Consider the following 15167-nt stretch of genomic DNA (forward strand, 5'->3'; position numbering starts at 1 on the left):
CTTATGCTTCAGCTTCGGTCGCATCGATAACAACTTGTCCTCTGTAGTATAATTTTCCTTCGTTCCAGTGTGCTCTGTGGTATAAGTGTGCTTCTCCAGTTGTTGGATCTACAGCAACTTGAGGAGCGACAGCTTTGTAGTGAGTTCTTCTTTTATCTCTTCTTGTTTTTGAGATTTTTCTCTTTGGATGTGCCATTGCTATAAATTTTTATTTTTTATCTAATAATTGTTTTAATTGATCCCATCTAGGATCTGTACTTTTTTCTTTGGACTCTTCTTTTGATTGTTTTTTTAACGATGCTTCTAACTCTTCGGCATCTGCTAATAAATTTCTCTCTACTTCTGGTTTTACTCTTTTTTGGGGCACGGACAATACAATTAGTTCATAGATGTATTGCTGCACCTCTATTTGATAAGCTTCTTGTGGTAATATTAGCAAATCATCGTGCTCATCATTGTAAGCATCTCCAAACTTTACTACCAAAGACAGTTTCCCATTTACAGGCAAATCAAAATCATCACCTGTTACATCACAAGGAACTTTTACCGAACCATTTGCTTCAAAATCCAACTCTAACAATGTTGTTTTTTTATTTAACAACAGGGTTACATTAAAATCTGCATCTTGAAACTCATCGTATCCAAAAGCATCAAAGAACTTTTTATCAATCTGAAAATCAAACTGATGAATTCCTTCTTTTAAACCAACAAAAGGTATTTTATACTCTTTAAACTGTCTCATCTAAAAAACATCAATTTGAGCCTGCGAAGATATAAAACATTTCTTTTTAAACAAAGCTTAAACTTCTAATTTATTATTTTTTAGGCTTTAGCGAATTTTTTGTCAATTCTTGGTACTGTTTTCTACTTCTACAAATAGCAATACCTTGCTCTAAAGCTTCTTTAAAAGAATCTGCATTGGCCAATCCTTTTCCTGTCAAATCAAAAGCAGTTCCATGGTCTGGAGATACTCTTACTTTCTCCAAACCTGCTGTAAAATTAACTCCTTTACCAAAAGACACCGCTTTAAAACCTACCAGTCCCTGATCATGATACATGGAAATAACTCCATCAAAATTAAGGTAGCTTTTGTTTCCAAAAAAGCCATCTGCTGCATAAGGCCCGTAGATTAACTTTCCTTGTTCTTGATACGATGTTAAAATAGGTTTTATCAGTTCATCATCTTCGGTACCTATAACGCCATGATCACCACAATGAGGATTGAGACCTAAAACGGCTATCTTGGGTCTAGCTATGGCAAAATCTTGTAACAGGGATTGATACATTATATCAACCTTTTTTTGGATTAATTCTGCATTTAGAGACTTGCTTACCTCCGACACAGGAATATGTCCTGTTACCAATCCTATTTTTAAGTCTTCTGACATTAAAATCATCAAACTTTCTCCTGCTATTTTAGATTCTAAATACTCTGTATGTCCAGGAAAATTAAAACTTTCAGACTGTATGTTTTCCTTACTAATGGGTGCAGTAAGCAACACATCTACTTGATTATTTTTTAAAGCTTCAGTAGCTGCTTCTAGTGATTGAAATGCTTTTTGTCCTGATACTTCTGTTGGGGTTCCTGGCTGAATATCTACAAACTCCGTCCATGCATTTACTATATTTAACTTTCCTTCTTGCAGTTTGGATGCATCCGAGGTTACATGTACTGGGTGGTTGTGCTTTAGCTCTTTTTTATAATAAGTTATTACTTTATCTGAAGCAAAAACTATGGGTGTACATAGCTCAAACATACGTTTGTCTTCAAAGGTTTTTAATATCAACTCTACTCCTATTCCATTCAAATCTCCTGTAGAAATTCCAACGCGAATTGTATCTATTTCTTGCATTATAATATTACTTTTGGGTTTTCAAAATTAGTCATTTAAAACAAATCCATATCATGTTTACAGGAATTATTGAATCCAAAGGAATTGTAGCCAACCTTCGTAAAGAGAACACTAATTTACACATTACTGTAACATCAGATATAACGAGCGAGTTAAAAATTGATCAAAGTGTTGCTCACAATGGTGTTTGCCTCACAGTTGTTGCCATTGATCAAAATAACTATACCGTTACAGCCATCGAAGAAACTTTAGAAAAAACCAATTTAAACGAATTAAAGGTAGGAGACGAAGTTAACTTAGAAAGAGCTATGAAGCTAGGCGATCGATTAGATGGACACATTGTTCAGGGACATGTAGATCAAGTAGCTACATGTACTCGTATAGAAAACAAAGACGGGAGTTACATTTTTAGTTTTGAGTACGATGCTAGCCTAAACAATATTACTATAGAAAAAGGCTCTATTACAATTGATGGAACTAGCTTAACTGTAGTAAACTCTGGCAAGAATACTTTTAGTGTTGCTATTATACCATACACTTATGAGCACACTCGTTTTAAACATTACCAATCAGGAACTATTGTGAATCTTGAATTTGATGTGATTGGGAAGTATGTAGCTAAAATTACAACATTGTAAAATTTTAAACCATAAAAAAACCGAGGTAGTCACTGTAACTATCCTCGGTTTTTATTGAATAAAAATGAAAATTAATTTGCTGAAAACACTACTGATGTTGTTGGTTTTAAGATGCTGTATGCAACCCAAATGCTAAGTAATTTGTATGGAATTTGAATGGCATCTTTCATTCCTAATTTAGAATCGTCCATGTGTACCCATCTTGTTAAAGGTTGTTCGTGCATTTTATGCATTACCTCCGAAGATCCGTAGAATTTTTTTAATCGGATAAAAATCTCTACATCAAACAACCAACGAGTTAAGAATTTCTCTGCATAAGCAACTCCTATAATCTCTTTTCTAAATACTTTTGCTCCACACTGCGTATCTTCTATTGGCAACCCTAAGATTAAGAAAACAATACTTTTTACTATTTTAGAAAAAACGTTGCGGAAAAAATTTCTTTTGATTTCTCCTTCTCCCTTTCCTCTTGATCCGTATACAAAAGTCAAATCGTCGTTTTTCTTTAAGGTAGTTACCAAGCTCTTAAAGTCCTCAAAATCTGTACTTAAATCAGCATCAATAAATCCGATAAACTCTATAGAATCATCTTGGCTTAACACCTTTACTCCTGTTCGTACTGCGGCTGCTTTTCCTGCGTTGATTTTTACATCGACCACACTAATATTTTCTGGTGATTGAGCAGCTACAGATTCTAAAACTTCTAAAGTATGATCTGCACTTCCATCGTTTACAAAACAAACATGGTAATCTGCATGAGACTTTGCAAAGTTTACAAAAGCTTCTTGGTTTAATCTTGTCGCTTCGTTGTAGCATGGGATGATGATTCCAGTTTTCATAATATTTAGGGTTTGTTGGTTACTAATTACACTTCAAAGGTACGTTCGCAATCACCCTATTTTTCAGCTTTTTAGACTAGACAACCTCCTCTTTAGACCAATATTAAACTTAAAACGATAAAACCTTTTATCGATAAAAACAATATTCTATATTTAGATGAACGGTTAGACGAATGGATTTTTAATGAAACAAAGCACCAACAAATACTTAATTACAGCACTCTTAATTGGTTTGATCTTTCATGGGGCTGCCATGTTTTTTACTATTGAGAAAACTTACGATGCGTTAATTCACTTATTTTTTGCGGAGCATTACGCCAACAGTTGGTTTGAGCCTTGGAATTTTAAATGGTACACAGGTTTTACAGTTATGAGCTATCCGCCATTAGTACATCAAAGCATAGCATTGCTTTCTTACATAGGTGGTTTTAAATTTGGTTTGTTTACCGTTACGTTAATTGCTGTTGTTTTATTTGTTACGGGTGCGTACCGATTTTCTTTATTGATTACTGCCAACAGATCTTCAGCAGGGTTTGCTGCCATTATCGCTACCTTATCTTCTACATTTATAGAAACGCTACATATTTTTGGGCAACTCCCTAGTATTGTAGGAATTTCTATCCTACTTCACTCCCTACCTGAAATCTATTTGTGGCTAAAAAAAGGGAGAATTAAATATTTTTTCACATCTACCTCATTAATTGCTGTTACGGTAACCTCACACCATGTAACTCCTATTTTTGGAATGGTCTTTTTTATTTTTCCGTTAATCGGAACTACGATTATAGACTATGCTGCAGAAAAAAAAGGATCTGTGATGAAAATAAATTTTTGGGATTTTTTAATAGGATTCAAAACTTTGTTTCCAAGAATTATCTCTTTTGGACTTACTTCATTATTTATCATTATATTCTGTATGCTCCCATACTGGATCAATTCTAAAAATAATCCTATAACCCAAGTTCCCATTCCGCATGGATCTAGAGACAATTTTTTAGAAATAACCTCATCTGGTCTTGCTTTTTTTCTAATACCATGGGGAGCCGTATTGTTTTTATTGCCTTACATTTTTTACAGGTATTATAGTAAAAGATACATTTGCTTTGGTTTGTCTATTTCTATGTTAACCTTATTGGGTACCGGAGGCACCACTCCACTCCCTAAAATGATTCTAGGTGCCAACGCTTTTAACATACTTACTTTAGATAGATTTACTTTATGGGCAGCCATCATGTCCATCCCTTTGATTGGTGAATTTATTTATCGATTTACACTTACCGATATTAAGGAGCTATTTCAAAAAAAACTAGGTTCTATCTACCATCGATTTGCTGGTGCATTTCTAGCCTTGTGTTTTTTGGCCATGGCAATTTTTACCATTAGTCTTGGTTATTTTAGACCTACCCAACCCAAAAAAATAAAAATGCTGCCCATTATTAATTTTTTAAACCAAGATCATCACGATCAGTGGAGGTATTTAACCCTTGGGTTTGGAGATCAAATGGCTTGGCTATCAACCAACACAAAAGCATTAACAGTAGATGGAAACTATCATTCTGCTAGAAGATTGCCCGAACTAACCACCCGAGCTGTTGAACGTTTAGAAAATTCTAAATTTCTTGGAATTGAAGGAATTGGTTCTTTGCAGCAATTTTTAACAGTTCCTGACAAATACAACCTAAAGTATGTGTTTTCTAACGATAAATTTTACGACCCTTTGTTGTATTTCTGTGGATGGCAACGTTTAAGGCAGTTAGACAATGGAGTTATGGTTTGGGAAAAACTCAACGTTCCTCCCTTAAGTGTTATTTTACCAAGATTAGATGTTGCTACTTGGCAAAAAATACATTGGGGAACAGTTCCTGTAAGTACTGTAATATTCGCCTTGCTTCTAAATATACGATCGGTATTAACACGAACCTTAAAAACTAAAAAAACAAGCAACAACGAATATCTCAAAGAAGAATATGTTGCTCGTAAAATTCCTTGGTTCTTAATTGTATTTAAACACCTTTGGGCTGTTCTAATTATTATTATTTCTTTTTATGCTTGCTATGTTTTTTATATTAAAAACGACTCACAAAAAAATCCAGAAAATGCCATTTTAACTTATTACGATGCCTTGGACTTTAAACGATTTGAAAAAGCACACAGCCTACTAAATCCAGAACACAAAATTTCTATAGCTCAGTACATGTTGCAAATTGCTGTTACCGATGGATTGTACAGTTCCTATGCTAAGTTAGATAGCATACACATTACAACCTTAAAACAAACCGACTCTACCGCCACTGTTAGAGTAAAAACAGAATGGATTACTTCTTTGCAAAAAATTAAAGACAGTTGCATTCATACCTTGTCAAAAAAGAAACATCAATGGTATGTAAACCCCGAAGAACAAAGTAAAGATTTACCTCCTGATCAGTTGTTTGTAGAAAACAAACCTATTTTTTTCAACCAAGGAAGAAGAAGGGTTACTACAGAACAAACTTATCACGAAGATGTTTTAAAACAACCTGTATTAGAAATTTTAAACGCCAAACTTATCAAACACAATAACCGATATTCTATAATTGGAGAAGTACAAAACATAGACAATGTTCCTGCCGATGTAGTGCTAAAAGGAACACTTTACAATATTTTTGATGAAGAAGTTGCCACTTACAATGCAAAAGACCAAACTAAGCACAAGCTAATGCCCAAAGAAACATCTTCTTTTAAAATTGATTTTGAAGGAACTGCATGGGTTAACTTAGACGAAAAAGCTCCAGCTACTTTTGATCCTGATTTATTTACAGAGATAGACACCACTAAAGTACCTGTTAAGTTTAACCTACAAGCTACAGGAAACGTTTCTGGTTCTGATTTGTATAAAAAAGTAGCCATTTCTGATTTAAAAATAACCGATCAACTAATTTCTGGAACTTTATTCAATGCAGGTACAGCACAATCAACCATACCTCAAATTCTTATTTCTTATTACGATGAACATCAAAACATATGCTTTGTAGAGGATTATTATTTAACCGAAGGAATTAGACAACAACGAAAAGCTTTTTTCTCTTACAATATCAATCAAAAAGAAGCAGAACTTATTAACCATGATATGAAAAACTGTTTTGTAAACGGACTTCCTAACAAATCAATTGTACAAAGCATCCAAAAATACAGAGGAATTTCAACAAACCTACATCTACAAAAAATACAACACCCAATATACAAGTACGCAAAAATTGAAGTAAACAACTATACAGGTGTTCCTTATTAATCATGAAGTTTATTTTACGTTACATATTGTTCTTTTTTTTATTTAGCAGTACCGCTTATACACAGCAGATACAGCTTCTTTCTCCGCAACAAACCTATGTGGCTGGAAGCAACATTACACTAAAGTTTAAAAATCTAAAGAACACTTCTGCTCGTCTGTACATCAGCAACAGTTATGCTAATACAATAGTAGCTCCTACTGTAATCAACACTATGACTACCTATGCTCTTCCCAGCTTTATTACTAAAAAATCAGGATGGCTGTATTGGCGACTACAGACAGACCAACAAACTATTGAAGGAAATTTAAAAATTCTTCCTGTTCAATTTACACATAAAATTGAGACTTATTTAGGTCCGCCTAGTATTGTTGTAGGTTTTGATGACAAGTCTATGTTAGTTACCATTCCATCCGACAGCCTTAACAATCCACTACTTCCCAACACAGCGGTAACAATTAAAAAAAGACTGCACAATCGTTTAGATTCTACAAACGTAAAAACAGACGGAATGATTGCTTATAAATACATTTACGGAAGTACCAAAGCGGGTAGAGCTTTATTAAGTGCCGAATGTCTTAACTTGACATCTAAAGAAATGAGTTTGGAAATTTTACCTGCTCCTCCTGTTGATTTTACTATTTCTTACCAAAGGGTTCACGAATATGCAGATGGAAACCAAATTACCAATTTTGAAACCGAGCCAATAACAGACCTATATGGCAATACAATTGCCGATGGAACGTTGGTAAACTTTAGCATAAAAAACAAAAGCGGAGTTTTGCTACAAACACAAGCACCGACTATAAATGGAGTAGCCAATAGTCAATTAATACATCCAGACCATGAAGATTTATGGAATGTAAAGGCTTTTGTTGATGGCTTTAGTCAAAGTAATTTGCTAGAAATTCCATTTAAAAAGGCAATTGAGGATTTTAAAGCAATTTATCATCCTCATAAAAAATCTGTGACTGTAGGACCTTTTAAAAGCTTTATGAATCAAGTTTTGCCCGACGGATTGATTGTTCACTTGACATTATCTCACAAAAATCAACTTTTAAAAACCTTTACCCAACAATCTGAAAAAGGATTTGTTACTTTTAATCTAAAAAATTTTGTTGGCCCCAATAAACAATACAACATCCGTATAGAAACTGCGGAACTAGTAAAACATTTAGAGATTGAAACCTATGACAATTAGCCTTCATAAAAACGCCATAAAAGCCTTGTTAGTTTTAAGTTACATTAGCCTATCTATGGTAATTGTAGTAGGGTTAAGTGCAGTGCTTACCTACCTAAATACTGGAGCAGATAGGAATATTATGCTACATAATAAAATCCACGAAACCATCCATTACCAACCCACTATTCAATGGAACACTGAGCACAACTTAGGAAGAGCAATGGATGATTTTACCCTACAAAAAATTGAAAAAGATTATTTAAACGCATGGTATGTAAAACACATTGCTTTTTATAAAAACACCTCTAAAGGACTAAAAGATTATTATACCAAGAGTGCTTTACAAACTTTATTGTCTGGTATTGAGTTCAACCAACAAAACAATATTCACATCAATGCAACGACTTTAAACCACCATACAACTCTAGATTTTTTTAGTGAAGACGGACAGCTTGTCGTATTAACAGATCACAACGTAAAGGAATTTAAGCAAGTTTATACTGATAACCAAATTCAGACCAACACTACAGAAATTAACACCTATAAAGTTCTACTGCTTTTAGAAGATGCTTTTTGGAGAATTAGACACATTGTAAAAGTACAACCCACCCAACAGCATATAAGTCAGCATCCAACTGTAAAAATAGATTACAATATAAAGGGGATTAATTACTACCCACAAAATACTCCTTGGGACATGTTTGGTGATGAATTTGATCCAAAAATTATTGCTAAAGATTTTGATATTATTCGACAAGCAGGCTTAAATACCATCCGTATTTTTATACAATATGAAGATTTTGGAAAATCCGAAGTCCTTTCTGATAAAATTAAAAAACTACAAACGGTATTAAATCTTGCCGATCAAAAGCAGTTAAAAGTAATTCCTACTTTGTTTGATTTTTATGGAAATTACGATGTATTGGACTGGACACTAAACAACAAACATGCAAAAACAATTGTTAAAGCCTGTAAAGACTATAGTGCTCTATTGGCTTGGGATATTAAAAACGAACCCAATCTAGATTTTGAATCTAGAGGAAAAGAACGTGTTTTGGCGTGGTTGGCACAAATGATTGCTGTGGTAAAAAATGAAGACTCTGTTCATCCAGTAACCATTGGATGGTCTAATGTAAAAAGTGCTACTCTTTTAGCAGACAAGGTAGATTTGGTAACTTTTCATTACTACGAAGATTTAAACTCACTAGCCACAAAACACCAACAGTTACAAAAAGAAATTCCCCATAAAAAAATAATTTTAGGGGAATTTGGTCTTTCTTCTTATCGTGGTTTGTGGAATCCTTTAGGACATTCTGAAACAGACCAAGCAGAGTACCACAAAAAATTTCAGGAAATAGCCCAACAAAATGGTATTGATTTTCTTTCTTGGACTTTGTACGATTTCACCAAAGTTCCTAGTTCGGTTGTAGGAAAACTTCCTTGGCGAAAACATCAGCAAAAACATTTTGGTTTTATTGACAAAAACAAAAAACAAAAAAAATCATTTCAATACATTGCTAAACCTTAGCCTTTGCTTTTTATTTTTTTAAAGTTTTGCACATACATATCTGCAATGGTGGTCATAGGATACGCTGTAGCTGCTTGGTAATTGGCTTTTCCTAATGCTATTCTATACGATTGATCTTCTGCGATTTTTTGAATCGCATCTGCCAAACTGCTTACATCGGTAGGATTAAAAAATTCTCCTTTGTAACCTTCGTCTTTTATTAACAAAGCCAAATCACCTAAATCTGGCATCACTACTGCTTTCCCATAACTCCCCGCTTGATGCAAAACTCCAGAACTTCCTGTGGTAGAGGTATATGGAAACACCACCACTGCACTGTTTTGAAAAAGAGGAGCTACTTGATTTTCTTCTACATAGCCTGTAAAACGCAAACCTGAAACATTTTTGTATTGCTCTTGTACTCCTGCCAAATACCCAGGTACATTAGGGTTATCTGTTCCTGCAATCACAACTTCCAAATCCAAATTGGTTCTTTTCCTTATCATTTCTACAGCTTCAATCATCATTTCTACTTTTTTGTAGGTTCCAAATTTTCCAAAAGCCATTATCTGCAATGGTCCCTCGGGTGTATGATACGTAGGTGTTTCGGGAATTTCAAAAGTTCCATGCGGAATTAAAATCACGTTGTTTACTTTGTACTTTGCTGTTAACACATCTACATATTTTTTTATGGTTACAGCAACCATATCTGCTTGTAAAATAAGTTTGGTTAGCGTAGTACCTATAAATCCATAAATAGATTGCATTAACTTATTAGAAGTAAATCCTGCAGTTCCTAAATCTACTTCTTCCATAATGTTATGTAACAAAACCATTGTAGGAATTTTTTTCATTTTTAAAAACCATGGCAACATTAACCCCATGGCTGCTACTACTTTTTTATCACCAAACTTCATAAACTGTAAGTTGAACAATACAGCATCGGGTTTGGTTTCTTTTACTGCTTTTTTTACCGTTTTAATATTTCCATAACTATTAAATTCCCAACATTCTTTTACCGTAATTTTACAGCCAGATTCCTTAAAATCTAAATCCTTGGGTTCCGTAGTTGTATCTGTTAACAAAATTAATTCTGATAGTTCTTGGTGTTGTCTAAAACTCTTTACTAAATGGTAAGCATACTCATTCAACGTAATTTTACTAGGTGGATAGGCAGTTACAATAGCTAATTTCATATGTGTGTTTATTTTTTTTTTCTAAAATTAAAATGTTTGTTTAACCCGGAGTTTTCTACTCGACTAAATGCTATTTATTATAGATGAACAGAAAGTATCAAGCGTTTTTTTTAACTTGCTGTGTACTATCCCAAGTAAAAAAGAGTAGTTGAATCAGCAACAAAGAAAACATAGCAATCATCTGCATATGCACTACTTGCTCTAAGGTATTGTGATATAAAAAAATTAACAAAACTTGCAATCCACCAAAAACAGCAGAAACAACAACAGGTAAGTACCGATCTAACGATAAAAAGTAGTAAGCAAAAATATTTGCTACAGCAAAAACTCCTGTAGCAAAAGCATATTTCCACATTAAAGGGGCTATAGACACATAAGCATTTCCAAACAATAATTGCACTATTAACACCGGATACAACTTACACACTATAATAATTAAAAACGCAATAACCGAAATATAAACCACATATTTGGCCAGAACTTTTGCTGTTTTCTTACCTTCTTTTTTTAGTTGTACTACAGTGGGTAACAACAACATTACAAACATCCAAGCAATAAAGTATACAATTCTACCAATCAACGCTAAAGAAGCATATAGCCCGGCCGCATGAGGTTCAAAATAATGTTTTACTAGTAAGATATCACTATTGTTTATAATAATTTGAGACAGTTCATAAAAAGCGGTAATTGCAAAAAAATGCCTGATGTTCTTAAATTCCTCTACTGGAAAATTTGCTTTAAATTTAAAATAGTTCTGATTGAATTTAAATGGAAACAAACCCACAAACAAAGAAATTAAAACCCCTAAAGCAATTACCTCTGATGAACGATTAGGAAACAAAAACACCAACAAAAGCGTAATTCCTAATCTCGAAAGCATTTCTGTTTGATATGTGATAGACAGCAATTTGAACTCTTTTTTCCCTTGATACATCCCTCTGTTTACACTCATAAAAAAATACAAAGGGATTCCTATTCCAAAAATGGTAAACATATTTGCTGTTGTGGTATGAAAAAGTTCTTGCAATTGCGGAGCAAATACTACTACCATTGCTCCACAAAAAATGCCTACTATGGCTGCATTTTTATAGACCTTACTTACAAAAACATCAAAATAATCTGTAGGAATGGTTACCGAAAACTTGGCAACCACCAACTGAAATGTCATGGCTACAAAAGAAAGAATCAAGAGCATCGTAATGAGAATGGCAGCATCAGAAAATTGTGCGGGACCTAGAATTCTTCCTAACAAAAGATTGTACAGATAATTTCCTCCATTCACCACCAAGGCACTTAACATAAATAAGTTTTCCTGGCTTAGAATTTTGCTTTTTGTAGACAACATAGCAAGCTTTTTTTATTTTTAGTTCTAAATTTACAACAAAGATTTTTTATTTCTAGGTGATTTTTTTTGATATTCGTTAAACTGTAATTTTTACCCGACGAGTTACTTATTTCCCTTAGATATATGTAAATTGTTTCAAAAAAGAAACCCAAGCCCTATGAAAAAAGCTCCTATTATTTTTTTCCTATTTTCTTTGATTTTCACCTCTGGATTTTCTCAAAACATGAAGCAAGGTTTTACTTATTTAGAGACAGGAAAATACGCACTTGCAGAAACTTTTTTTGAAAAAACTCTTAAAGAATATCCCAATAACAAAACTGCTAAACTCTGTTACGGTAGAGCCGTAGGTTTAAACGGCAATGCCAATAAGGCTGTAGGTATTTTTACAGAAATGTTAGCAACCTATCCTAACGACTTTGAAATTGAGCTTAATTATGCAGAATCTTTATTATGGAGCAAACAATACAACAAAGCTGAAAGTTATTATCAAACACTAGTTGCTAAAGACTCCAAAAGTTTTGCAGCACTTTTAGGATATGCAAATACCCTTTCTAACCTAAAAAAATACAATGATGCTCTTAACTATGTAAACAAAGCCCTAGAAGTATTACCAGGAAACCCGAACGCTTTGGTCTCTAAAAAATACATGTATTTGGGATTGGCTAATGAACAAGCACAAAATCAAAATTACCAAGAAGCAATTGCCACCTTAAAAAAAGATTTACTATTGTTTCCTAATGACAAAGATATCCTATTAAATTTAGCCAATATATACATTATAGCAAAGGAGTACAACCAAGCCGAAAGCTTGTATGTAGCAATGAAAAAAGACAGTTCTTTATATTTTACTGCTAAAAACAGTTTGTCTTTGGTAGCACACCTTAAGGAAAAGGATAAAAAAGCACTGAAAATTAGTGATGAGACATTAAAAGAGTTAACAGAAAACACTAATGAAAAGGATACAAAACAAACGCAAGAAAGATATGCTCAGGCATTGATATGGAATGGACAATACCGAAAAGCCAAAGAATATATTCATAAAATCGAGTATGGAAAAGAAAACGAAAATTGGATTTTGGGTTTAAAAGCTACACTTTATACTTACACAGGAGATTTTGCCAACAGCTTAGACTTGTACAATCAAATTTTAAAAAATGATATTGCTTCCTTCGACGGAAACCTAGGTAAAGCCAATGCATTAAAAGCCAACAACAAAATAAAACTTGCATTATCAGCTGCCGAAACTACTTTGGAACATTTTCCGAATCAAAAGGATGCATTAAACTTTATCAAACAAGTAAAAATAAACTATCTGCCTACGTTACACACCAGAGTTAGTCATAGTTTTGATAATGGAGAAAGTAAAAACAACACCTATCAACTTGCTCTAAATTTGCCTGTAAGTATAAAAACAGAAATTATTGCTTCTTTGGAACAAAAAGATGCTAAAAATGATGTTACAGATAACGAAAGCACCTCCGAAACCATTAATCTTGGGCTTTCATATCAATTATTCCCAAAAGTAAACCTATCAGGAACACTGGGAGTTAATCGTGTAGAAGGAACCGCTAAAGGCATTAAAAATGAATACGAACAAACTACTGCTTTGATTCAATTTAAAACAACTCCTTTTAAACGTCAATTGCTAGATTTTGGTTACAAAAGAGAAACGCAAAACTTTAACGCAGAGTTATTGAATCAAGAAATTGTTCAAAACAACCTGTTCTTAAACTACAATCTAAACACGACTTTTAGATTGGGTTGGTTTACGCAGTATTTCTATACTTTTCAAAACGATTCTAACAAAAGAAATCTTTTGTTTACATCCTTGTATTACAATTTTGTTAAAAAACCTGCTATTAAGGGGGGAATTAACTTTCAGTATTTAACGTTTAAAAATCAGGTACCTACAGTGTACTTTAGCCCTTCCTCATTTAAGGCTGTAGAATTGTTTATTAACCTTATAAAAGACAAGGCTATTGCCAAAGACAATCAACTTTTTTACGGATTAACAGCTGCTTATGGTTATCAATATACAGAGCAAAATCCCAAAACAAGCTCTTACCGTGTGCAAAGCAATCTTGGCTACAAGTTTAATGACTTCTGCTATTTAGAAGCATATCATACCATAAGTAGTATAGCTCCTATTGCGGCTGTAGATAGCTCCAATGGGTTTGAGTACAACGAACTTGGACTTAAGTTTTTATGGAAATTTACCGAAAAACCTCTATTTAGGTCACTACAGTAGATTAAGTCTTTTCATCAGCTCAGGTCTGTTAGATCTGCTTACAGGAACTACATCTTTCTTTATCAATACACTATTATCTTCAATATCAATAATCTTTTTGGTATTGATAATGTAAGACCTATGTACTTTTAAGAACAAATCCTCAGGAAGTTTTTCTTCTATTTTTTTCATGGTAGAATGCACCACGTAGTTTTTTTCCTCTGTTTTAATTTGGATGTAATCCCCTTTTGCTTCCACCAAATAAATACTTGAAATATTAATTTTCACCAACCTTCTATCAATATTTACATACAGGTCTTTTCCTGGTGATTTGCTATGTTGAGAAACATCAGCCGTTCCTTCATCGGCCACTATGTTAATGTCTGCAGATTTTACTGATGGCTGTACTACAGGTTCTGTTTGTTGAACTGCATTAGATATTTTCTGTACTTTTTGAATCGCTTTTAAAAATCTAGGCAATTCTAACGGCTTTACAATATAATCTACAATACAATCGTATTCAAAAGCATCTATTGCAAAATTTCTATCAGAAGTTATTAAAATAATTTGAGGTGGATTTTTTATGGTTTGGATAAAATCAAAACCTGTAAAATCTGGCATATGAATGTCCAGAAAAATCAAATCAACATGATTTTGATTTAAAAATTTAATTGCCTGAATAGCATTTGGAAATTCTTCTAAAACTGTTAAATTTTCTTGTACACCACAAAGTTTTCTTATCAGTAATCTAGACGTTGCATCGTCATCAATAATAATACAGTTCATATATTTTTTTTAGAGCGATGCCAAAAAGTCCGTCATGTTTTGTAGCGTTTTTTCAAACTCCGCTTGTTTTTCAAAACTATGCTCTCTTAAATTTTCTTCGTAGACCATCGCAGTTTTATAACTTTCTTCTAAACCCAATATACTAATTTTATGTTTAATTTTATGAACTATTTCTGCAATACCTCTGTAGTCTTTTACTGCTAGTGTTTGATGGTATGTAGCTACCTCTGTTGGAAATTCTTTTTGGATTACCTGAATCATTTCTTTTTGAAAATCAGCATCTCCGCCAGAAATTTCTTTGATATAATTTAGGTTAGGCTGTTCCAT

13 protein-coding genes are annotated in these 15167 nt (G+C 33.3%); 5 read left to right on the forward strand and 8 right to left on the reverse strand.

All coding sequences use genetic code 11. The annotated features are described in order from the left end of the window. Nucleotide 1: 1 nt before the first annotated feature. From rpmF to pdxA, 3 genes are all read right to left on the reverse strand, one after another. Nucleotides 2–196, reverse strand: a complete 195-nt coding sequence (rpmF, locus tag FS85_RS0105315) for a 50S ribosomal protein L32 (protein ID WP_010135057.1) — start codon at nt 194–196, stop codon at nt 2–4. A gap of 12 nt (nt 197–208) precedes the next feature. Next, nucleotides 209–742, reverse strand: coding sequence for a YceD family protein (locus tag FS85_RS0105320; RefSeq protein WP_010135059.1), 534 nt, complete (start codon nt 740–742; stop codon nt 209–211). A 73-nt stretch (nt 743–815) separates the two neighbouring features. Continuing rightward, entirely contained in the window at nt 816–1853 is a 1038-nt protein-coding gene (pdxA, locus tag FS85_RS0105325; RefSeq protein WP_010135060.1) for a 4-hydroxythreonine-4-phosphate dehydrogenase PdxA, read from the reverse strand. A 53-nt stretch (nt 1854–1906) separates the two neighbouring features. Between pdxA and FS85_RS0105330 the strand changes: the two genes are divergently transcribed. After that, entirely contained in the window at nt 1907–2491 is a 585-nt protein-coding gene (locus tag FS85_RS0105330) for a riboflavin synthase (protein WP_010135061.1), read from the forward strand. A gap of 71 nt (nt 2492–2562) precedes the next feature. Here the strand turns inward: FS85_RS0105330 and FS85_RS0105335 are convergent, their stop codons facing one another. Then, nucleotides 2563–3330: a glycosyltransferase gene (locus FS85_RS0105335; protein ID WP_010135062.1), complete on the reverse strand. Its 768-nt coding sequence runs from the start codon at nt 3328–3330 to the stop codon at nt 2563–2565. Nucleotides 3331–3514: 184 nt separating this feature from the next. Here FS85_RS0105335 and FS85_RS0105340 point away from each other — a divergent pair, with 184 nt between their 5' ends. The 3 genes from FS85_RS0105340 to FS85_RS0105350 are packed head-to-tail and all read left to right on the forward strand — an operon-like array spanning nt 3515 to nt 9307. Next, nucleotides 3515–6598, forward strand: a complete 3084-nt coding sequence (locus FS85_RS0105340; protein WP_010135063.1) for a membrane protein — start codon at nt 3515–3517, stop codon at nt 6596–6598. Nucleotides 6599–6600: 2 nt separating this feature from the next. Further along, nucleotides 6601–7797 (forward strand): hypothetical protein, encoded by a 1197-nt coding sequence (locus FS85_RS0105345; protein ID WP_010135064.1) that lies wholly within the window; start codon nt 6601–6603, stop codon nt 7795–7797. Next, nucleotides 7787–9307, forward strand: a complete 1521-nt coding sequence (locus FS85_RS0105350; RefSeq protein ID WP_010135065.1) for a glycoside hydrolase 5 family protein — start codon at nt 7787–7789, stop codon at nt 9305–9307. Before FS85_RS0105345 ends, FS85_RS0105350 begins: the two co-directional genes overlap by 11 nt. Here FS85_RS0105350 and FS85_RS0105355 read toward each other — a convergent pair. Next, nucleotides 9304–10482: a glycosyltransferase gene (locus FS85_RS0105355; protein WP_010135067.1), complete on the reverse strand. Its 1179-nt coding sequence runs from the start codon at nt 10480–10482 to the stop codon at nt 9304–9306. The two genes, FS85_RS0105350 and FS85_RS0105355, sit on opposite strands and share 4 nt — an antisense overlap. 97 nt (nt 10483–10579) lie before the next feature. Further along, entirely contained in the window at nt 10580–11827 is a 1248-nt protein-coding gene (locus FS85_RS0105360; protein WP_010135068.1) for an oligosaccharide flippase family protein, read from the reverse strand. A 157-nt stretch (nt 11828–11984) separates the two neighbouring features. Here FS85_RS0105360 and FS85_RS0105365 point away from each other — a divergent pair, with 157 nt between their 5' ends. Continuing rightward, nucleotides 11985–14075: a tetratricopeptide repeat protein gene (locus tag FS85_RS0105365; protein ID WP_010135069.1), complete on the forward strand. Its 2091-nt coding sequence runs from the start codon at nt 11985–11987 to the stop codon at nt 14073–14075. Here FS85_RS0105365 and FS85_RS0105370 read toward each other — a convergent pair. Both FS85_RS0105370 and FS85_RS0105375 read right to left on the reverse strand, forming a co-directional pair. Then, complete coding sequence (locus FS85_RS0105370; RefSeq protein ID WP_010135070.1) at nt 14067–14840, reverse strand: LytR/AlgR family response regulator transcription factor; 774 nt, start codon at nt 14838–14840, stop codon at nt 14067–14069. The two genes, FS85_RS0105365 and FS85_RS0105370, sit on opposite strands and share 9 nt — an antisense overlap. 9 nt (nt 14841–14849) lie before the next feature. Continuing rightward, on the reverse strand, nt 14850–15167 hold the full coding sequence (locus FS85_RS0105375; RefSeq protein WP_010135071.1) for an Hpt domain-containing protein: 318 nt from the start codon (nt 15165–15167) through the stop codon (nt 14850–14852).

The organism is Ochrovirga pacifica (genome assembly GCF_000220525.1).
In the GTDB taxonomy this organism is placed as follows: Bacteria; Bacteroidota; Bacteroidia; order Flavobacteriales; family Flavobacteriaceae; genus Ochrovirga; species Ochrovirga pacifica.